Origin of the sequence: Klebsiella sp. CN_Kp075, assembly GCF_040065055.2 — a bacterium.
Taxonomy (GTDB): Bacteria; Pseudomonadota; Gammaproteobacteria; order Enterobacterales; family Enterobacteriaceae; genus Klebsiella; species Klebsiella aerogenes.
In genome coordinates, this window is the sequence record NZ_CM198050.1 from 5,184,690 (window position 1) to 5,205,794 (window position 21,105).

Here is a 21,105-nt window from a genome sequence, read left to right on the forward strand (position 1 = left end):
CACAACCCTTAACGGGTTTCCACTTTCCATGTCAGCTATCGACTTACCCTGTCTTTCCCTTAGCTTCCAACGGTCCTTGTTCTATCCCTTTCCCTTTTAAAACGTCTCCAGACGTTTGTCATCCTGACAATCCTGGTCTTCGCCTCCTGGCGCTCCTGACCCCTCGTCCTGAGTCGTAATCCTCTGGCTTCCTCGCCTTTGCCCACTACTTTACCGTTTTGCCGGAAATCGACAACCACCTGTAGGATGAAAAGATAGCTTAAGGATATGGAGTTTCCTGTAACAGCATGATTTAACGGTGATCTATGAATTTGACGTCAGGTTTTTCTCACAAATTTCGTATAGTCCTTATGGGCAATGTCTCACAAAGCGTATGGTTTTTACTTACAGTAACGGCGTGCGGTAAAAACAGCCTTTTTCTGCCTTTCAGGTATAATCCCCGCCATAGCCTGATTTTACGGAGACGACAGTCTTGACCAACTGGAATTATCAACAGACGCATTTTGTTACGAGCGCGCCTGATATCCGCCATCTTCCATCCGATACCGGAATCGAAGTGGCATTCGCTGGCCGCTCAAATGCGGGCAAATCCAGCGCCCTTAATACGCTGACTAACCAGAAAAGCCTGGCGCGTACGTCAAAAACGCCGGGTCGTACCCAGCTTATCAACCTGTTTGAGGTTGCGGAAGGTAAACGCCTGGTCGACTTGCCGGGTTATGGCTACGCGCAGGTGCCGGAAGAGATGAAAATCAAATGGCAGAAAGCGCTGGGTGAGTATCTTGAAAAACGTCTGTGCCTGAAAGGCCTGGTGGTATTGATGGATATTCGTCATCCGCTGAAAGATCTCGATCAGCAGATGATCGAGTGGGCGGTAGAAAGCGATATTCAGGTGCTGGTGCTGCTAACCAAAGCCGATAAGCTCGCCAGCGGCGCGCGTAAAGCGCAGGTCAATATGGTGCGTGAAGCGGTACTGGCCTTCAATGGCGATATCCAGGTTGAACCTTTCTCTTCGCTGAAAAAATCTGGCGTGGATAAGTTGCGTCAGAAGCTGGATAGCTGGTTTAACGAAATCCCGCCGCAAGAAGCCGCCGAAGACGCAGAGTAACCCCCGCTTTTTCCGGATAATGGCGCCCAGCGCCCTATCCGGACGTTCATTTTGCGCTGTTGTCAGCACGTAAAACTTTTCTTTCGCGCAATAAAAAACGCCCCGGTCATAAATGACCGGGGCGGCTAAAATATTCAGCCAAATCCGATTACGTGAAGTAAAAGGTCTGAAAGATAGAACATCTTACCTCTGTACCCTACGCGAATAACTTTACTCTTCTTTCGGTTATGGATAAAGCACTTTTTGTAGTTTTTTTTCACTATTTACATAACAAATTCAAATGACCATCACAAAAATCTATAAGTTATGTTGCTTACTTACAAAAAAGAGCCTTACAGATTGCCCACTTAGTGCGCTTGATCCCAGTTTTCGCCGCTACCGACTTCCACTAATAACGGCACGGCCAGGGTGGTACTGTTTTCCATTAACTCATGCACCTTCTTCGATACGCTGTCCAGATCGTCTTTGTGCACTTCAAACACCAGTTCATCGTGCACCTGCATGATCATCCGCACGCGCGGTTTTTCGCTCAGCAGCCAGTCATCAACGGCAATCATCGCCCGCTTAATAATATCCGCCGCCGTTCCCTGCATCGGAGCGTTGATAGCCGCTCGTTCCGCGCCCGCGCGGCGGGCGCCATTGCTGGATTTGATATCCGGCAGGTACAGACGGCGCCCTTCCAGCGTTTCGACATAGCCCTGCTCTTTCGCCTGCGCGCGGGTACGTTCCATATAGTCCAGTACGCCCGGATAGCGCTCGAAATAGAGGTCCATATACTTCTGCGCTTCTTTACGCGGAATATTCAGCTGACGCGCCAGCCCAAATGCGCTCATGCCGTAAATCAGGCCGAAGTTAATCGCCTTCGCGCTACGGCGCTGTTCATTACTGACGCTTTCCAGCGGTAGGCCAAACACCTCTGCCGCGGTGGCGCGGTGAATATCCTTACCTTCCGCAAAAGCCTTCAGCAGCCCTTCATCGCGCGACAGGTGCGCCATGATGCGCAGCTCAATCTGCGAATAGTCGGCAGACACAATCAGGTAATCCTCAGGCGCAATAAACGCCTGACGAATGCGGCGACCTTCGTCATTACGCACCGGAATGTTCTGCAGGTTAGGATCGGTCGAAGAGAGCCGCCCGGTCGCCGTTACCGCCTGATGATACGAGGTATGAACACGGCCGGTTTTTGGGTTAATCATCAGCGGCAGCTTATCGGTATAAGTCGATTTCAGCTTCGCCAGCCCGCGATACTCGAGGATCACCTTCGGCAGCGGATAATCCAGCGCCAGTTCCTCCAGCACCTCTTCAGAAGTCGACGGCGCGCCGCCTGGCGTTTTCTTCAGCGGCTTGATGCCCTGCTTTTCAAACAGGATGGTTTGTAACTGTTTGGTAGAAGAGAGGTTGAACTCCTCACCGGCAATCTCATGGGCGCGTTGTTCCAGCTCAACCAGACGCTTCGCGATCTCCTGCGAATGCGCATGTAGCACCGCCGGATCGATCTTCACGCCGTTGCGCTCAACCCGCGACAGCACCGGCACCAGCGGCATCTCGATATTTTTAAAGATATTCAGCGGGCCTTCATGCTGCTGCAGCTGCGGCCACATCTTCAGATGCAGTTGCAGCGTCACGTCAGCATCCTCCGCGGCGTAACGACCGGCCTCTTCCAGGGCGATCTGATTGAAGGTAAGCTGATTTTTTCCCTTACCGGCAATCTCTTCAAAGGTGATGGTTTTGTGTTTCAACCAGCGATCGGACAGGCTATCCATATCATGTCGACCCGCGACGCTGTCGAGGGTGTAGGATTCCAGCATGGTGTCGAAAGCAATACCACGCAGTTCAATGTCGTAGTTGGCCAGGATGCCGCGATCGTACTTCAGGTTTTGCCCTACTTTTAGCACCTTGTCATCTTCCAGCAGCGGCTTGAGCAGCTCCAGCACGCGTTCACGTGGGATCTGATCCGGCGCGTCGAGATAATCATGGGCCACCGGCACATAAGCCGCGACGCCAGGCTCAATCGCGAATGACAGACCAACCATATTGGCGGAAATGTTATCGAGGCTATCCGTTTCGGTATCAAAAGCGAATAGCGGCGCTTTCTTCAGTTTGGCAATCCATTCAACCAGCGTCGCTTCATCCAGGATCGTCACATAGTGCTCGGCAGAGAGCGTCGCGGCGACCTCTTCTTCCACAATCACCGCAGCTTCAGCTGGTTTCGCCGCTGGTTTAGCGCCTTTCCCCTGTAGCCATTTGCCGGATTCGACATCGGTGATCCAACGTTTGAATTCATATTGCTTAAACAACGCCAGCAGCTCATCTGCCGCCGGCTGCGCAACTAACAGCTCTTCGCAGCCGAGATCCAGCTCCACATCGGTTTTTATTGTGGCGAGTTGATAAGAGAGGTAGGCCACCTCTTTGTTCTGCTCCAGCTTCGCCGCCATCGTTTTCGCGCCGCGGAAGGTCAGCCCGGCGATTTTTTCTGGTTCCGCATAGAGCGCATCCAGACCGCCCAATCCCTGCAGTAGCGCCTGCGCCGTTTTTTCCCCAACGCCCGGGACGCCAGGTATGTTATCTGAGGAGTCGCCCATCAGCGCCAGGAAATCAATAATCAGTTCCGGCGGTACGCCGTACTTATTCACGACCTCTTCCGGGCCGAGAATAGTGTTGGTCATGGTGTTGATTAAGGTAATGCCCGGCGTCACCAGCTGAGCCATATCTTTATCGCCGGTGCTGATCAGTACCGGACGGCCCACTTTTTCCGCTTCGCGAGCCAGCGTGCCGATAACGTCATCCGCTTCAACGCCAGGCACCGCCATCAGCGGCAGCCCCATCGCCTTCACCATCTTGTGCAGAGGTTCGATCTGCGCGCGTAGATCGTCCGGCATCGGCGGACGATGTGATTTGTAGTGCTCAAACAATTCGTCACGGAAGGTTTTCCCTTTGGCATCAAATACCACGACGGCATGCGTCGGCTGATACTGCAGGATCAGGCTACGCAGCATATTCAGCACGCCGTACATTGCGCCGGTAGGCTCCCCTGCGCTATTGGTTAGCGGCGGGAAGGCGTGGTAAGCCCGGTATAGATAAGAGGAGCCGTCGACGAGGATGAGAGGGTTTTCTGGGATCTGAACCATAATTTCCGTGCCTGTTTATCAGATTATGGGTAAAGGATGCCACAGACGGGCATGAAATCCTGAATTTTTCCCGCATTTAGCCGAAAAGATTCATCGCAGAGGTGAATCGCTGCACAATATTATCTGTGGATAACTTTGTGCATAGTTTTATCGCCTCAGCCAAAAAAGCCTAAACCATGTAACAAAGAATCTTATAAATCATTATATATCAATGCATTAATCATGCACCCAAGGCTATATATGCTTCATGATGACTCAATGTTCCATGTGGATATAAGATTCGCGTTTTTTTCTGTTCTGGTAAGACCCGTTATTTGCCGCGTTTTCTGGTAAAATCAGCCCCTTGCGCGGTTTAAGAACGTTCTTTGCCGGCCTAACTTTCTGAATAAACTAACTATGTCGAGATTACTCGCTGCGATAACACTCCCGCTGAGTATCGCCCTTACCATCTTAGTCACCATTATCTGTTCCGTGCCGATTATCATCGCCGGGCTGATTAAACTGCTGGTACCTATCCCGGCGGTTTGGCGTTCTATTTCTGTTTTTTGCAATTTCATGATGTATTGCTGGTGCGAAGGACTGGCGCTGCTGCTGCATCTCAACCCATGGTTGAAATGGGATGTTCAGGGGCTGGAAGGGCTGAATAAAAAGAACTGGTATCTGCTTATCAGCAATCATCACAGCTGGGCGGATATCGTGGTACTTTGCGTCCTGTTTCGCAAACATATCCCAATGAATAAGTATTTTCTCAAGCAGCAGTTGGCCTGGGTACCGTTTATCGGCCTGGCCTGCTGGGCGCTTGATATGCCTTTTATGCGCCGTTATTCGCGCGGCTACTTACTGCGCCACCCGGAACGCCGCGGTAAAGACGTCGAAACGACTCGCCGCTCATGTGAAAAATTCCGTTCTCATCCGACTACCATCGTCAATTTCGTCGAAGGCTCAAGGTTTACCGCAGAAAAGAAGCGCGAGACGCGCTCGCCTTACCACAACCTACTGCCGCCTAAAGCTGCGGGCATAGCAATGGCGTTAAACGTCCTCGGCGCACAGTTCGATAAGCTACTGAACGTTACGCTGTGCTATCCGGACAATAATACCAGGCCGTTTTACGATATGTTAAGCGGTCGCCTGACGCGTATCGTGGTACGTATTAATCTGGTGCCGATTGGCGAGGAATTACACGGTGATTACGTCAATGATAAAAACTTTAAGCGTGGTTTCCAGCGCTGGCTGAATGGGCTTTGGGAAGAAAAAGATCGTCAGCTCACTGACATTATGCAGGGTAACGAAAAGTCGTAACTATTTAGTCGATAAAAAAAGCCGGTCAGTGACCGGCATTTTTTTTATTTCTTTTCAACCAGTTGTTTCACAGTATCTGCGTACTGAGAAACAAACGCGTCCATGTTGCTGGTATCCATACCCTGCGGGTTCAGCTGGTATTTACCATTAACAAACATCGCCGGAACGCCCTGCAGCTGTAAATCGGCTGCGGCTTTCTCTTGCTGTGCGACCAGAGACTTCACCACAAAGCTGTTCCATGCCGCGTCGTAATCTTCACCTTTAACGCCCGCATCAACGAAGACTTTACGGATGTCAGCAGTGGACTGAACGGTTTGAGTTTTCTGTACCGCTTCAAACATCGGCGCGGTAATTTTATCTTCAACGCCCAGCGCGATCGCCACAGCCCATGCCTGGGTCAGGTCTTTACCCAACGGGCCCAGGAATTCAACGTGATACTTGGTCATTTTGGTGCCTTCCGGCAGTTTCTGACGTACGTTGTCGGAAACGTGCAGCACTTCTTCAAACTGATAGCAGTGCGGGCAGTAGAATGAGAAGAACTCAAGGACCTGAGGTTCGCCTGCAACCGGCTTATCAAGGGTGGTGTACTGCTTGCCGTCGGTGATCTGGGCAGCGGATGCACTGAAAGCCAGAATCATACCAGCCAGCGCCAGCCAAATTTTTTTCATGATTATTTCTCTCCTGATATATCACATTAATACATTGGCGTTAACTGAAGAGGGGGTTCCTGCAGAACCTTCACCTGCTCAAGAAATGTTGCAGTCTGCCCGCGCCAATAATCTTCCCCGGTTAACCATGGGAAATTTATAGGGAAAGCAGGATCGTCCCAACGCCTGAGCAGCCACGCCAGATAATAAACTAAACGCATGGCGCGTAAAGGTTCGATGAGAGCGATTTCGTCCGTGTTGAAGGGACTGAATTCTTCATAGGCCTCAATGATGGTCTCCAGCTGCATGCGCTGTTCGGCTTTATCGCCATTCAGCAGCATCCAGAGATCCTGTACTGCCGGGCCGGTGCGGGCATCATCTAAATCAACAAACAGCGGCCCATCGCGCCACAGGATATTGCCGGCGTGGCAGTCGCCATGCAGACGAAGCGTATCCGCACGCCCGTGCCACTGCGACCTGACGGCATCGATGAGTTTATCAGCCGCACCCAGGAAATCAGCCTTCAGGCCAGATGGAATAAGCGTCGCCTGTTCAAATACCTGGCGTGGTTCCAACAGATATTCTTGTACGCCAATTTCCGGACGCGCATTAAAACGCTGCTTACGACCGGTCTGGTGCAGGCGGCCAAGATAGCGCCCGACCCATTCTATTTGGTCAAGATTATCTGCTTCGAACTGGCGGCCGCCGAGGCTTGGGAAGACGGCAAAGAAGAATCCCTGATGTTGATGTAGCGTGCTGTCGTTAAATAAGAGCGGCGCGGCAACGGGCACTTCATCCTCTACGAGCTGAAGCGCAAACTGGTGTTCTTCGAGGATCTGTTCTGCAGACCAGCGTTCAGGACGATAGAACTTCACCACGTAGCGGCGGCGATCTTCGTCCTGAAACTGGTAAACACGGTTCTCATAGCTATTAAGCGGAGTCAGACCGGAGTCGACCCGCATTCCCAGATCGAATAATCCATCAATGATGGTATCCGGGTGAAGCGTCTGAAAAGTAAAAGCCTTATCGTGCATCCTGACATCCGATAATCGTACGAATGCTTCAGGATATCATCTCGTAGCCGGTTTCGCGGCAGCACTTACAACCTTTTACTCTTTAATAACACCGCGCGCGCGTAGTAGTGCGGTTTTGAAATCCTCTTCATAATCTTTCTGTATACCCGGGATGACGGCCTCTTTCGATGAATCACGCATCTTCAGGTGATAAATCAGAATATCATCAGAAAGATCGGCCAGTTCACCTTTGTAACCTGCTTCAGCCGCCAGTTTCTGCAAGAATTGCATCAGGTTCAGTTCAGGTTCTTTTTGCCAGGCAGGCTGGAGAAGCTCAATTACTTCATTCAGGCGTTTACATTTCATAGTCATGCTCCTTACTCTTGATAGGGACAAGTTAACAGGGTCAATCCCACAATGAAAGAGGCGATATTAATATGCAAAGCGAGGCAATAACCGGCGTCGTGCTGGCGGGTGGAAGAGCTACGCGCATGGGCGGTGTTGATAAGGGATTGCAGCTGCTGAATGGTCGTCCTCTCTGGCGTCACGTTGCGGATACATTAGAGCCGCAGGTAGCAAGGTTAGTGATTAGCGCTAACCGTCATCTTGAGCGCTGGCATGCCAGCGGATATCCGGTATATCGCGATACGCAGAATGATTACCCAGGTCCACTGGCCGGAATGCTTGCCGTTATGCAGCAGGTAGATAGCCCCTGGTTTGTTTTTTGCCCCTGCGACACGCCGTTCATCCCCTCTTTTCTGGTCGAGCGTTTTTTACAACAGAAAGCCTCGTCACCGGTGGTTTGGGCACACGATGGCGAGCGCGATCATCCCGCCGTTGCATTAGTTCATCGTCAAATCATACCGGAACTGGAGACTTATCTTGCTCATGGAGAACGCCGGGTGATGGTCTTTATGCGCCAGGTGGGTGGGCGCCCGGTGAATTTCAGCGATGTGAAATCAGCATTCATCAATGTGAATACGTTGGATGAGTTGCAGCAAATGCAGGAGCCATCATGATCCCCTTACTGGCGATCGCCGCATGGAGCGGTACCGGGAAAACAACATTATTAAAGCGTCTTATTCCTGAACTCTGCGCCAAAGGGTTACGCCCGGGGCTGATTAAACACACTCATCACGATATGGATGTCGATAAGCCGGGCAAGGATAGTTATGAGTTGCGTAAAGCTGGCGCTTCACAAACCATTGTCGCCAGTAAGCAGCGCTGGGCGCTGATGACAGAAACCCCAGATGAGGCTGAATTAGACCTTCAATGGCTGGTAAGTAGAATGGATTCGAACAAGTTGGATTTTGTTTTGGTGGAGGGTTTTAAGCATGAACCTGTGCCGAAGATCCTTCTTTTCCGGCAAAACAGCGGACATCGTGTAGAAGAGTTGGTGATTGATGAACATACGATCGCCGTGGCCAGCGATGTGCCCATCGCGACGTCACTTCCGCTGTTGGATTTAAATAATATCCCACAGATCGCGACGTTTATTGCGAGTTGGTTAGAAAAGCAATCGTAGTTTAGAGATAGGATGTTTTCCCGGAGGCGGTGTAGCCCGGGGAAGGAGCGGTAAGCGCGGCGCCACCGGGGGAGTGGCGACGGTCTGGCCACAAAACACCAAAACAAAAGGCCCGGTCTTTCGACTGAGCCTTTCGTTTACGTTGATATGACAGCGGCTTTCCCCGGAGGCGGTGCTGCGCACCTTTTCCGGGCTACGGGTTGGTAGCCCCGGTAAGCGCAGCGCCACCGGGGGAGATGGCGGCGCGTCTGGCCGCAAAAGACAAAAGCAGAAAGCCCGGTCTTCCGACGGAGCCTTTCTGTTTACGTTGCTATGGCAGCGGCTTTCCCCGGAGGCGGTGCTGCGCACCTTTTCCGGGCTACGGGTTGCGTAGCCCCGGTAAGCGCAGCGCCACCGGGGGAGCTATACGCCACACAGCAAAAAACCCCGCACCTTCCGGTACGGGGTTCTTCTTATTTGATGCCTGGCAGTTTATGGCGGGCGTCCTGCCCGCCACCCTCCGGGCCGTTGCTGCGCAACGTTCAAATCCGCTCCCGGCGGATTTGTCCTGCTCCGGAGAGCGCTCACCGACAAACAACAGATAAAACAAAAGGCCCAGTCTTGCGACTGAGCCTTTCGTTTTATTTGATGCCTGGCAGTTCCCTACTCTCACATGGGGAGACCCCACACTACCATCGGCGCTACGGCGTTTCACTTCTGAGTTCGGCATGGGGTCAGGTGGGACCACCGCGCTATCGCCGCCAGGCAAATTCTGTTTTACCAGCCCGTCATTACGACGCACTGATTAATCTGTATCACGCTGAAAATCATCTCAAATCCGCCAAAACACCTTCGGCGTTGTAAGGTTAAGCCTCACGGTTCATTAGTATCGGTTAGCTCAACGTATCGCTACGCTTACACACCCGACCTATCAACGTCATCGTCTTTAACGTTCCTTCAGGAGACTTAAAGTCTCAGGGAGAACTCATCTCGGGGCAAGTTTCGTGCTTAGATGCTTTCAGCACTTATCTCTTCCGCATTTAGCTACCGGGCAATGCCATTGGCATGACAACCCGAACACCAGTGATGCGTCCACTCCGGTCCTCTCGTACTAGGAGCAGCCCCCCTCAATTCTCCAGCGCCCACGGCAGATAGGGACCGAACTGTCTCACGACGTTCTAAACCCAGCTCGCGTACCACTTTAAATGGCGAACAGCCATACCCTTGGGACCTACTTCAGCCCCAGGATGTGATGAGCCGACATCGAGGTGCCAAACACCGCCGTCGATATGAACTCTTGGGCGGTATCAGCCTGTTATCCCCGGAGTACCTTTTATCCGTTGAGCGATGGCCCTTCCATTCAGAACCACCGGATCACTATGACCTGCTTTCGCACCTGCTCGCGCCGTCACGCTCGCAGTCAAGCTAGCTTATGCCATTGCACTAACCTCCTGATGTCCGACCAGGATTAGCTAACCTTCGTGCTCCTCCGTTACTCTTTGGGAGGAGACCGCCCCAGTCAAACTACCCACCAGACACTGTCCGCAACCCCGATTAGGGGCCAACGTTAGAACATCAAACATTAAAGGGTGGTATTTCAAGGTTGGCTCCACGCAGACTGGCGTCCACGCTTCAAAGCCTCCCACCTATCCTACACATCAAGGCTCAATGTTCAGTGTCAAGCTATAGTAAAGGTTCACGGGGTCTTTCCGTCTTGCCGCGGGTACACTGCATCTTCACAGCGAGTTCAATTTCACTGAGTCTCGGGTGGAGACAGCCTGGCCATCATTACGCCATTCGTGCAGGTCGGAACTTACCCGACAAGGAATTTCGCTACCTTAGGACCGTTATAGTTACGGCCGCCGTTTACCGGGGCTTCGATCAAGAGCTTCTCCTTACGGATAACCCCATCAATTAACCTTCCGGCACCGGGCAGGCGTCACACCGTATACGTCCACTTTCGTGTTTGCACAGTGCTGTGTTTTTAATAAACAGTTGCAGCCAGCTGGTATCTTCGACTGATTTCAGCTCCACCCGCAGGGGCTTCACCTACATATCAGCGTGCCTTCTCCCGAAGTTACGGCACCATTTTGCCTAGTTCCTTCACCCGAGTTCTCTCAAGCGCCTTGGTATTCTCTACCTGACCACCTGTGTCGGTTTGGGGTACGATTTGATGTTACCTGATGCTTAGAGGCTTTTCCTGGAAGCAGGGCATTTGTTACTTCAGCACCGTAGTGCCTCGTCATCACACCTCAGCGTTAATAAGGTACCGGATTTACCTGGAACCTCCGCCTACATGCTTAAACCGGGACAACCGTCGCCCGGCTAACATAGCCTTCTCCGTCCCCCCTTCGCAGTAACACCAAGTACAGGAATATTAACCTGTTTCCCATCGACTACGCCTTTCGGCCTCGCCTTAGGGGTCGACTCACCCTGCCCCGATTAACGTTGGACAGGAACCCTTGGTCTTCCGGCGTGCGGGCTTTTCACCCGCATTATCGTTACTTATGTCAGCATTCGCACTTCTGATACCTCCAGCAACCCTCACAGGCCACCTTCGCAGGCTTACAGAACGCTCCCCTACCCAACAACACATAGTGTCGCTGCCGCAGCTTCGGTGCACAGTTTAGCCCCGTTACATCTTCCGCGCAGGCCGACTCGACCAGTGAGCTATTACGCTTTCTTTAAATGATGGCTGCTTCTAAGCCAACATCCTGGCTGTCTGTGCCTTCCCACATCGTTTCCCACTTAACTGTGACTTTGGGACCTTAGCTGGCGGTCTGGGTTGTTTCCCTCTTCACGACGGACGTTAGCACCCGCCGTGTGTCTCCCGTGATAACATTCTTCGGTATTCGTAGTTTGCATCGGGTTGGTAAGTCGGGATGACCCCCTAGCCGAAACAGTGCTCTACCCCCGAAGATGAGTTCACGAGGCGCTACCTAAATAGCTTTCGGGGAGAACCAGCTATCTCCCGGTTTGATTGGCCTTTCACCCCCAGCCACAAGTCATCCGCTAATTTTTCAACATTAGTCGGTTCGGTCCTCCAGTTAGTGTTACCCAACCTTCAACCTGCCCATGGCTAGATCACCGGGTTTCGGGTCTATACCCTGCAACTTAACGCCCAGTTAAGACTCGGTTTCCCTGCGGCTCCCCTATACGGTTAACCTTGCTACAGAATATAAGTCGCTGACCCATTATACAAAAGGTACGCAGTCACACCCGAAGGTGCTCCCACTGCTTGTACGTACACGGTTTCAGGTTCTTTTTCACTCCCCTCGCCGGGGTTCTTTTCGCCTTTCCCTCACGGTACTGGTTCACTATCGGTCAGTCAGGAGTATTTAGCCTTGGAGGATGGTCCCCCCATATTCAGACAGGATACCACGTGTCCCGCCCTACTCTTCGAGTTCACAGCCTGTGCATTTTGGTGTACGGGACTATCACCCTGTACCGTCGGACTTTCCAGACCGTTCCACTAACACACAAGCTGATTCAGACTCTGGGCTGCTCCCCGTTCGCTCGCCGCTACTGGGGGAATCTCGGTTGATTTCTTTTCCTCGGGGTACTTAGATGTTTCAGTTCCCCCGGTTCGCCTCGTTAACCTATGTATTCAGTTAACGATAGTGTGACGAATCACACTGGGTTTCCCCATTCGGACATCGCCGGCTATAACGGTTCATATCACCTTACCGACGCTTTTCGCAGATTAGCACGTCCTTCATCGCCTCTGACTGCCAGGGCATCCACCGTGTACGCTTAGTCGCTTAACCTCACAACCCGAAGATGTTTCACTTCTGATTGCGAAAATTTGAGAGACTCGAACACACATTGACTGTGTGTCGTTTCAATTTTCAGCTTGATCCAGATTTTTAAAGAGCAAATATCTCAAACGTCACCCGAAGATGAGTTTTGAGATATGTCGGCGCGCGTCTTTCACTCACGAACCAGCAAGTGGCGTCCCCTAGGGGATTCGAACCCCTGTTACCGCCGTGAAAGGGCGGTGTCCTGGGCCTCTAGACGAAGGGGACACTGAAGTCTCAATCGCAAGACGCCTTGCTTCTTTACTTTCATCAGACAATCTGTGTGAGCACTACAAAGGCAGGTTCTTTAAGGTAAGGAGGTGATCCAACCGCAGGTTCCCCTACGGTTACCTTGTTACGACTTCACCCCAGTCATGAATCACAAAGTGGTAAGCGCCCTCCCGAAGGTTAAGCTACCTACTTCTTTTGCAACCCACTCCCATGGTGTGACGGGCGGTGTGTACAAGGCCCGGGAACGTATTCACCGTAGCATTCTGATCTACGATTACTAGCGATTCCGACTTCATGGAGTCGAGTTGCAGACTCCAATCCGGACTACGACATACTTTATGAGGTCCGCTTGCTCTCGCGAGGTCGCTTCTCTTTGTATATGCCATTGTAGCACGTGTGTAGCCCTACTCGTAAGGGCCATGATGACTTGACGTCATCCCCACCTTCCTCCAGTTTATCACTGGCAGTCTCCTTTGAGTTCCCGGCCGAACCGCTGGCAACAAAGGATAAGGGTTGCGCTCGTTGCGGGACTTAACCCAACATTTCACAACACGAGCTGACGACAGCCATGCAGCACCTGTCTCAGAGTTCCCGAAGGCACCAAAGCATCTCTGCTAAGTTCTCTGGATGTCAAGAGTAGGTAAGGTTCTTCGCGTTGCATCGAATTAAACCACATGCTCCACCGCTTGTGCGGGCCCCCGTCAATTCATTTGAGTTTTAACCTTGCGGCCGTACTCCCCAGGCGGTCGACTTAACGCGTTAGCTCCGGAAGCCACGCCTCAAGGGCACAACCTCCAAGTCGACATCGTTTACGGCGTGGACTACCAGGGTATCTAATCCTGTTTGCTCCCCACGCTTTCGCACCTGAGCGTCAGTCTTTGTCCAGGGGGCCGCCTTCGCCACCGGTATTCCTCCAGATCTCTACGCATTTCACCGCTACACCTGGAATTCTACCCCCCTCTACAAGACTCTAGCCTGCCAGTTTCGAATGCAGTTCCCAGGTTGAGCCCGGGGATTTCACATCCGACTTGACAGACCGCCTGCGTGCGCTTTACGCCCAGTAATTCCGATTAACGCTTGCACCCTCCGTATTACCGCGGCTGCTGGCACGGAGTTAGCCGGTGCTTCTTCTGCGAGTAACGTCAATCACCAAGGTTATTAACCTTAATGCCTTCCTCCTCGCTGAAAGTACTTTACAACCCGAAGGCCTTCTTCATACACGCGGCATGGCTGCATCAGGCTTGCGCCCATTGTGCAATATTCCCCACTGCTGCCTCCCGTAGGAGTCTGGACCGTGTCTCAGTTCCAGTGTGGCTGGTCATCCTCTCAGACCAGCTAGGGATCGTCGCCTAGGTGAGCCATTACCCCACCTACTAGCTAATCCCATCTGGGCACATCTGATGGCATGAGGCCCGAAGGTCCCCCACTTTGGTCTTGCGACGTTATGCGGTATTAGCTACCGTTTCCAGTAGTTATCCCCCTCCATCAGGCAGTTTCCCAGACATTACTCACCCGTCCGCCGCTCGTCACCCGAGAGCAAGCTCTCTGTGCTACCGCTCGACTTGCATGTGTTAGGCCTGCCGCCAGCGTTCAATCTGAGCCATGATCAAACTCTTCAATTTAAGTTTGATGCTCGTGAATTAAACTTCGTAATGAATTACGTATGTTCACTCAGAGACTTGGTATTCATTTTTCGTCCGAGGACGTTAAGAATCCATGTCACTTTGAGTGCCCACACAGATTGTCTGATAAATTGTTAAAGAGCAGTGCCGCTTCGTTTTTCGCTGCGGCGCGGGGTGTGCATATTACGCTTTCCCGCCTCAGAGTCAAGCATTTATTTTTGCTTTTCTCCGCGAGGTTCTCACCGGAACCCCGCTGACCCGGCGGCTTGTTTGCCGTTGTTCCGTGTCAGTGGTGGCGCATTATAGGGGGTAATTCTGAAGTGACAAGAGGAAATTCAAAAAAACTTTTCGTTCGCTCGATTTTCCACCATAACGCGAGTTTTACGCGCTATTTGCTCGTCATTTGCGCGATTTCTTGAGCGAATCTGGCCACCTGCGGCCAATCCGTATAAACCACTTCTTTACTGGTGTCCGTTTCGCCGCCGGTCATCTTCATAATTAAACGAATCATAAAGCGATCGTACCAGCGATAGCGCGGATAACGCAGCGCGCCGGCAAATACCGCGCAGCTCTGCGGCTGCCACGGCGAATTAAGGAGAAACTTGCGCGTATAGCTGTTAGTTTGCGGCGTCCGCTTTTCCGCTTTGCGCGCCACCAGGTTTACCGAGAAGAACGCCCCCGGCAACGCCTGCAGTGATGCCAGGTGCTTTTTCACAAAGCGGTCCAGCGCTGGATGAAAGTGCCCGTAGCGAATAGAAGCGCCAATCACCACCCGATCGTAATGATGCCACTCAACCGTCTCGGTACGGTTCAGGTTCACAGTATCCGCATCAATCCCCAGCTCTTTGAGTTCAGAAGCCAGGTAGGAGGCAATTTCACGGGTCTGCCCGTCACGGGTGGAGAAAAGAATTAAAGTTTTCACGAGCACTCCTGTTATTCGCGCCAGAAAGTGGGAGTAAAGAGCACCAATAAGGTGAACACTTCCAGACGACCAAACAGCATGTTAGCAATCAGGATCCATTTCGCGACCGGGTTCATTGTCGCAAAGTTATCAGCAACGACCCCAAGACCAGGCCCCAGGTTGTTCAATGTCGCCACAACTGAAGCAAAGGCAGAGAAGTCATCAACCCCAGTCGCAATAATAGCCAGCATACTAATGATAAAGACCAGCGCATAGGCGGAGAAGAATCCCCACACGGCTTCCAGAATACGTTCCGGTAGCGCGCGGTTGCCTAACTTAATGCTATAGACCGCATTCGGGTGCACCAGGCGCTTAAGCTCACGATTCCCCTGTTTAAACAGCAACAGAATACGAATGACCTTTAAACCACCGCCCGTTGACCCGGCGCAGCCGCCGATAAACGCAGAGCAAAGTAACAGCACAGGCAGGAACAACGGCCAGCGCGCAATACTGTCGGTGGTAAACCCAGCGGTCGTCGCCATCGACACCACCTGGAAGAACGCCTGGTTCAGCGTCGTTAACACCGAGCCGTAGACATTATGTAGCCACAATACCAGTGTACAGACGATAACCAGGGTTAGCTGAACACCGATAAACATTCTGAATTCCGGGTCACGCCAGTAAACCCGCAAACTGCGTCCACTTAATAGCGAAAAGTGCAGGCCATAGTTACAGCCGGAGATCAGCAGGAAGATGGCGATGATGGAGTTAATCATCGGGCTATTAAAGTAGCCGACGCTGGCATCGTGAGTTGAGAAGCCGCCGATAGCGATGGTCGCAAAGCTATGGCCAATCGCGTCGAATGCCGGCATTCCGGCAAACCACAGCGCCAATGCGCAGGCGACGGTTAATAAGACATAAATAAGCCACAGCGTTTTTGCCGTCTCGGCGATACGCGGGCGCATCTTATTGTCTTTCAACGGGCCCGGCATTTCCGCCCGGTAGAGCTGCATCCCCCCGACGCCGAGGATAGGTAAAATCGCCACCGCCAGCACGATGATCCCCATACCGCCGAACCACTGCAGCATCTGGCGATAGAACAGGATGGCATGAGGCAGTGAGTCCAGCCCCACCAGCGTCGTCGCACCGGTAGTGGTTAAGCCGGAGAAGGATTCAAAAAAGGCATCCGTCACCGTCAGATTAGGCTGTTCAGCAAAGATAAACGGTAACGCACCGACGCTGCCCAACACGGTCCAGAACAGCACAACAATGAGAAACCCTTCGCGGGATTTCAGTTCGCCTTTTTGCTTACGGTTCGGCCACCACAGCATGGAGCCGATCGCCAGGGCAACAAAGAAGGTTTGGGTGAAAGCTCGCCCCGCGCCATCGCGATATATCAGGGCCACTAATCCTGGGACAATCATCGTCCCCGAAAATAAGATGACCAACAGTCCAACGATTCGGGTTATCGCGCGAAAATGCATCTCTGGCGCTTCCTTTGGGTTACAAAAAAATCAGGTGGGGATTATTCGTCAATCTTCAGTAATTGCAATGAACCACGACTAAAATCAGCCAGTTTTGTTGAAAAAGAGGCCACTTCAGCTTGCGGAAGCGCGACGCGCAGTTGCACAGACGCCTGATAATCGCTTTCCACAATAATGCCCGAGAACTGCGCCAGCAGCGCTTCTACCCCGGCTAGCTGTCCGTATTCACATTGCAAAGTATATGCGGTTAACGGCGTCTTGCGCTGCGTTTTCAACTGCGCAAGCGCCTGATGGACGCCGCCGCCATAGGCCTTCACCAGGCCGCCGGTACCCAGCAGAATACCACCGTAGTAGCGCACCACCACAGCGGTTATCTCGCCGACGCCGCTGCCCATCAGCTGCGCCAGCATGGGTTTACCTGCCGTTCCCGCCGGTTCGCCATCGTCAGAGAAACCCAGCTGCTGTGAATCATCAGGAGGCCCGGCAACCCATGCCACACAGTGGTGACGAGCGTCCGGGTGCTCAGCCCTGACCGATTCGACAAACGCTTTCGCCGCCGCCACGCCGTCGGTATGCGCCAACAGCGTGATGAAACGGCTCTTTTTGATCTCTTCAACAACGCTCACCGGCGCGGCCGGCACCAACCAACTTTCCATTACGCCAGTTTCAGGTCGCGCGTCATATTTTCGATACTGTTTTCGTGAACCACCACGTTATCTTCGATACGGATCCCGCCAAACGGCTTCATGGCTTCAATTTTCTGCCAGTTGAAGTGCTTGCTGAACTGCCCTTCACGCCATGGCGCCAACAGCGACTCAATAAAGTAGATGCCTGGTTCGATGGTCAACACCATACGCGGTTCAAGAATACGGGTGCAGCGCAGGTAAGGATACTTCGACGGCGCCGCCAGATGCGTACCGGTATCGTCCTGCATGAAACCGGCGACATCATGAACCTGCAGGCCCAGCGGATGACCAATCCCGTGCGGCATAAACGGCCCGGTCAGATCGTTTTCCACCATCGCCTCTTCGCTCATGCCGGTCACTAGCTGGTGTTTACGCAGCAGCTTTGCGATGCGCTGATGGAACTGAATATGGTAATCCACGTAGCTGGTGCCGGCCTTCATGGTGCTGATCAACGCCAGCTGTTCGTCGTTAACGTCTTTAATCAGCTGCGCGAAGTCGTTGTCGCTGTGACCTGCCCAGGTACGCGTCAGGTCCGCGGCATAGCCGTTGTACTCTGCGCCTGCATCCAACAGGAAGCTGCGCATCTCGGTTGGCGCACGGTGATCCAGCTTGGTGTAATGCAATACGGCCGCATGCTCATTCAGCGCCACGATGTTGCTGTAAGGAACATCGGTATCGCGATGACCGGTCGCCGTCAGGTAAGCCTGATTAATATCGAACTCGCTCATCCCCGACTGGAAAGCTTCGTGGGCCGCGCGATGGCCGTTGACCGCCGATTTCTGCGCTTCACGCATACAAGCCAGCTCATAGTCGGTTTTGTAAGCGCGATAATAATGCAGATAGTCGATAACGCCTTTCGGGTTGATTTTGTCTGCCGCGATCTCCAGACCGATAGCACGCTCCGGCACCGGGCCGATATACGCAATATTGCCACGCGCCGCGGGCAGTTGACCACCAATGCCGTCGGCTTTCGGCAACGCAATCACGTCCACTTCTTCGGTCCAGAAAGAGGTCGGCAGCGGCTCAACGTTGTGCCAGTAATCGACCGGCAGATAGAACCACAGCTTCGGTTTATTCACGCCATCCACCAGCAGCCAGCAGTTTGGCACCTGGGTCACCGGCACCCACGCCTTAAATTGCGGGTTTACTTTAAACGGATACGGATGATCGTCGAGGAAGACATTAATCAGCTCGCCGGAGTGGATCAGCAGAGCATCCAGCTTGAAGCGGTCTAATACTTTGCGGGTACGTTCTTGTAGGGTAACGATATGATTTTTATAAAGCGCGGCCAGTGATTCCATCTTTTATCCTTTGCTTTTATTGGATCGTGATTCTCCGCATCTTAGCACATTGGTTCCAGGCCGGGTGATTTCTACCGGATGTGATCCGACCAGCAATTATTTAAAGAGTAATTTGCATTTTCTTAACATAAATTCCACACTCCGAGTCATCTGGTATGACCAGATCATATTGCTGGATTCAGGAGACTGACATGCTCTACAAAGGCGACACCCTGTACCTCGACTGGCTGGAAGATGGCATTGCCGAACTGGTTTTCGACGCCCCCGGCTCGGTTAACAAGCTTGATACTGCAACCGTTGCCAGCCTCGGTCACGCGCTGGACGTACTCGAAAAACAACAAGATCTCAAAGGGCTGCTGCTGCGCTCTGAAAAAGCGGCCTTTATCGTCGGCGCCGATATCACCGAATTCCTTTCGCTATTCCTGGTGCCGGAAGAACAGTTGAGCCAGTGGCTGCACTTTGCCAATAGCGTCTTCAATCGCCTGGAAGATTTACCGGTTCCTACGTTGTCGGCGGTTAACGGCTATGCGCTGGGCGGCGGCTGCGAATGCGTGCTGGCGACCGACTATCGCCTCGCGACGCCGGATCTGCGCATCGGCCTGCCGGAAACCAAGTTGGGCATTATGCCTGGCTTCGGCGGTTCCGTACGTCTGCCGCGCCTGCTCGGCGCCGATAGCGCGCTGGAAATTATTGCCGCCGGTAAAGACGTCGGCGCCGATCAAGCGCTGAAAATTGGCCTCGTTGACGGCATTGTTGCCGCGGAAAAACTGCATCACGGCGCGCTGGCGATTCTGCGTCAGGCGATTAATGGCGATTTGGACTGGAAAGCCAAACGTCAGCCGAAACTGGAACCGCTGAAGCTCAGCAAAATTGAAGCCGCCATGAGCTTTACTATTGCCAAAGGCATGGTCGCGCAAACCGCTGGAAAACATTATCCGGCGCCGATCACCGCGGTAAAAACCATCGAAGCCGCCGCGCGTCTTGGTCGTGACGACGCGCTGAAGCTGGAAAACCAAAGTTTTGTTCCGCTAGCGCACACTAATGAAGCGCGCGCGCTGGTCGGCATCTTCCTTAACGACCAGTACGTCAAAGCGAAAGCGAAAAAACTCACTAAAGATGTCGAAACACCGAAGCACGCCGCCGTATTAGGCGCCGGCATTATGGGTGGTGGCATTGCTTATCAGTCAGCCTGGAAAGGCGTGCCGGTGGTGATGAAAGACATCAGCGACAAATCGCTGACCCTTGGCATGACCGAAGCGGCGAAGCTGCTGAATAAACAGCTGGAACGCGGAAAAATCGACGGCCTGAAGCTGGCCGGAGTGATTAGCACCATTCAGCCAACGCTGGAATATAGCGGTTTTGACCGCGTGGACGTCGTCGTTGAAGCGGTGGTGGAAAACCCGAAAGTGAAGAAAGCGGTACTGGCGGAAACCGAAGAGAAAGTGCGTCCGGACACCGTGCTGGCTTCCAACACCTCAACGATTCCTATCAGCGAGCTGGCCAGCGTTCTGCAGCGCCCGGAGAATTTCTGTGGTATGCATTTCTTTAACCCGGTACATCGCATGCCGCTGGTTGAAGTGATCCGCGGTGAGAAAACTTCGGATAAGACCATTGCCAAAGTCGTGGCCTGGGCCAGCAAAATGGGCAAAACGCCGATCGTGGTGAATGATTGTCCCGGCTTCTTCGTCAACCGCGTCCTGTTCCCCTACTTCGCAGGCTTCAGCCAGCTGCTGCGCGACGGCGCGGACTTCCGCAAAGTCGATAAAGTAATGGAAAAACAGTTTGGCTGGCCGATGGGCCCGGCCTATCTGCTGGATGTTGTCGGCATCGATACCGCGCACCATGCCCAGGCGGTAATGGCGGCGGGGTTCCCACAGCGAATGCAGAAAGATTATCGCGATGCGATCGACGCGCTGTTTGACGCCAACCGTTTCGGCCAAAAGAACGGCCTCGGTTTCTGGCGTTATAAAGAAGACAGTAAAGGCAAACCGAAAAAAGAAGAAGACGCCGCGGTCGATAGTCTGCTGGCCGAAGTCAGCCAGCCGAAGCGCGATTTCAGCGATGAAGAGATTATCGCCCGTATGATGATCCCAATGGTTAACGAAGTTGTTCGTTGCCTGGAAGAAGGCATCATCGCCAGCCCGGCGGAAGCGGATATGGCACTGGTATACGGCCTGGGCTTCCCTCCGTTCCACGGCGGCGCATTCCGCTGGCTGGACACCATCGGCAGCGCAAAATATCTCGATATGGCGCAGCAATACCAGCACCTCGGCCCGCTTTATACCGTGCCGGAGGGTCTGCGTAACAAGGCCCGTCATAACGAAGCGTATTATCCTCCAGTAGAACCAGCCCGTCCGGTTGGCGAACTGAAAACGGCTTAAGGAGTC

Annotated in this window: 15 protein-coding genes, 1 tRNA gene and 3 rRNA genes; 6 read left to right on the top strand and 13 right to left on the bottom strand. The window is 52.9% G+C overall.

The features are described 5' to 3' along the window. The first annotated feature begins 472 nt into the window (after nucleotides 1-472). Nucleotides 473-1,105 (top strand): ribosome biogenesis GTP-binding protein YihA/YsxC, encoded by a 633-nt coding sequence (gene yihA / locus ABLV78_RS24685; protein ID WP_045395252.1) that lies wholly within the window; start codon nucleotides 473-475, stop codon nucleotides 1,103-1,105. Nucleotides 1,106-1,239: 134 nt separating this feature from the next. Here yihA and spfP read toward each other — a convergent pair whose 3' ends face one another. Next, complete coding sequence (gene spfP, locus ABLV78_RS24690) at nucleotides 1,240-1,287, bottom strand: small protein SpfP (RefSeq protein WP_071892919.1); 48 nt, start codon at nucleotides 1,285-1,287, stop codon at nucleotides 1,240-1,242. Between the two features lie 165 nt (nucleotides 1,288-1,452). Beyond that, the gene (gene polA / locus ABLV78_RS24695) at nucleotides 1,453-4,233 is read right to left on the bottom strand and encodes a DNA polymerase I (RefSeq protein ID WP_045395250.1); all 2,781 of its coding nucleotides are present in this window, start codon (nucleotides 4,231-4,233) and stop codon (nucleotides 1,453-1,455) included. Between the two features lie 396 nt (nucleotides 4,234-4,629). Between polA and yihG the strand changes: the two genes are divergently transcribed. After that, nucleotides 4,630-5,532 carry a 1-acylglycerol-3-phosphate O-acyltransferase, YihG family gene (gene yihG / locus ABLV78_RS24700; protein ID WP_047045491.1) on the top strand — a complete coding sequence of 301 codons (903 nt, stop codon included), beginning with the start codon at nucleotides 4,630-4,632 and terminating at the stop codon, nucleotides 5,530-5,532. Between the two features lie 44 nt (nucleotides 5,533-5,576). Here yihG and dsbA read toward each other — a convergent pair whose 3' ends face one another. The 3 genes from dsbA to ABLV78_RS24715 all read right to left on the bottom strand — a co-directional run bounded on the left by dsbA (nucleotide 5,577) and on the right by ABLV78_RS24715 (nucleotide 7,558). Then, nucleotides 5,577-6,200 carry a thiol:disulfide interchange protein DsbA gene (gene dsbA, locus ABLV78_RS24705; RefSeq protein ID WP_045395245.1) on the bottom strand — a complete coding sequence of 208 codons (624 nt, stop codon included), beginning with the start codon at nucleotides 6,198-6,200 and terminating at the stop codon, nucleotides 5,577-5,579. A gap of 26 nt (nucleotides 6,201-6,226) precedes the next feature. Then, nucleotides 6,227-7,213 (bottom strand): serine/threonine protein kinase, encoded by a 987-nt coding sequence (locus ABLV78_RS24710; protein WP_045395243.1) that lies wholly within the window; start codon nucleotides 7,211-7,213, stop codon nucleotides 6,227-6,229. A gap of 75 nt (nucleotides 7,214-7,288) precedes the next feature. Next, a complete protein-coding gene (locus ABLV78_RS24715) occupies nucleotides 7,289-7,558 on the bottom strand; it encodes a YihD family protein (protein WP_015368982.1) in 270 nt (89 codons plus the stop codon). 71 nt (nucleotides 7,559-7,629) lie between these two features. On the opposite strand from ABLV78_RS24715, the gene mobA reads away from it, so the two are divergent. From mobA to ABLV78_RS24730, 3 genes are all read left to right on the top strand, one after another. Then, a complete protein-coding gene (gene mobA / locus ABLV78_RS24720; protein ID WP_047045494.1) occupies nucleotides 7,630-8,211 on the top strand; it encodes a molybdenum cofactor guanylyltransferase MobA in 582 nt (193 codons plus the stop codon). Beyond that, on the top strand, nucleotides 8,208-8,717 hold the full coding sequence (mobB, locus tag ABLV78_RS24725) for a molybdopterin-guanine dinucleotide biosynthesis protein MobB (protein ID WP_047045497.1): 510 nt from the start codon (nucleotides 8,208-8,210) through the stop codon (nucleotides 8,715-8,717). Before mobA ends, mobB begins: the two co-directional genes overlap by 4 nt. A 172-nt stretch (nucleotides 8,718-8,889) precedes the next feature. After that, a complete protein-coding gene (locus ABLV78_RS24730) occupies nucleotides 8,890-9,090 on the top strand; it encodes a hypothetical protein (protein WP_172408074.1) in 201 nt (66 codons plus the stop codon). A gap of 256 nt (nucleotides 9,091-9,346) precedes the next feature. Here ABLV78_RS24730 and rrf read toward each other — a convergent pair. The 8 genes from rrf to pepQ form a co-directional block, all read right to left on the bottom strand. Beyond that, nucleotides 9,347-9,462 (bottom strand): 5S ribosomal RNA (rrf, locus tag ABLV78_RS24735). Between the two features lie 96 nt (nucleotides 9,463-9,558). Beyond that, nucleotides 9,559-12,463: ribosomal RNA gene (locus ABLV78_RS24740) — 23S ribosomal RNA — on the bottom strand. Between the two features lie 182 nt (nucleotides 12,464-12,645). Next, nucleotides 12,646-12,721 (bottom strand) — tRNA-Glu (locus tag ABLV78_RS24745). 85 nt (nucleotides 12,722-12,806) lie between these two features. Then, nucleotides 12,807-14,346 (bottom strand): 16S ribosomal RNA (locus tag ABLV78_RS24750). The 16S, 23S and 5S rRNA genes sit together here with 1 tRNA gene alongside, the layout of an rRNA operon. A gap of 388 nt (nucleotides 14,347-14,734) precedes the next feature. Then, nucleotides 14,735-15,268 carry a menaquinone-dependent protoporphyrinogen IX dehydrogenase gene (gene hemG, locus ABLV78_RS24755; RefSeq protein WP_047045738.1) on the bottom strand — a complete coding sequence of 178 codons (534 nt, stop codon included), beginning with the start codon at nucleotides 15,266-15,268 and terminating at the stop codon, nucleotides 14,735-14,737. An 11-nt stretch (nucleotides 15,269-15,279) separates the two neighbouring features. Then, entirely contained in the window at nucleotides 15,280-16,731 is a 1,452-nt protein-coding gene (gene trkH / locus ABLV78_RS24760; RefSeq protein WP_015368834.1) for a Trk system potassium transporter TrkH, read from the bottom strand. A gap of 41 nt (nucleotides 16,732-16,772) precedes the next feature. After that, nucleotides 16,773-17,387 (bottom strand): IMPACT family protein, encoded by a 615-nt coding sequence (locus tag ABLV78_RS24765; RefSeq protein ID WP_047045735.1) that lies wholly within the window; start codon nucleotides 17,385-17,387, stop codon nucleotides 16,773-16,775. After that, entirely contained in the window at nucleotides 17,387-18,718 is a 1,332-nt protein-coding gene (gene pepQ / locus ABLV78_RS24770; protein WP_047045732.1) for a Xaa-Pro dipeptidase, read from the bottom strand. The genes ABLV78_RS24765 and pepQ overlap by 1 nt, the downstream gene beginning before the upstream one ends. Nucleotides 18,719-18,909: 191 nt before the next feature. Here pepQ and fadB point away from each other — a divergent pair, with 191 nt between their 5' ends. Next, the gene (gene fadB / locus ABLV78_RS24775; protein WP_047045729.1) at nucleotides 18,910-21,099 is read left to right on the top strand and encodes a fatty acid oxidation complex subunit alpha FadB; all 2,190 of its coding nucleotides are present in this window, start codon (nucleotides 18,910-18,912) and stop codon (nucleotides 21,097-21,099) included. Nucleotides 21,100-21,105 lie beyond the last annotated feature (6 nt).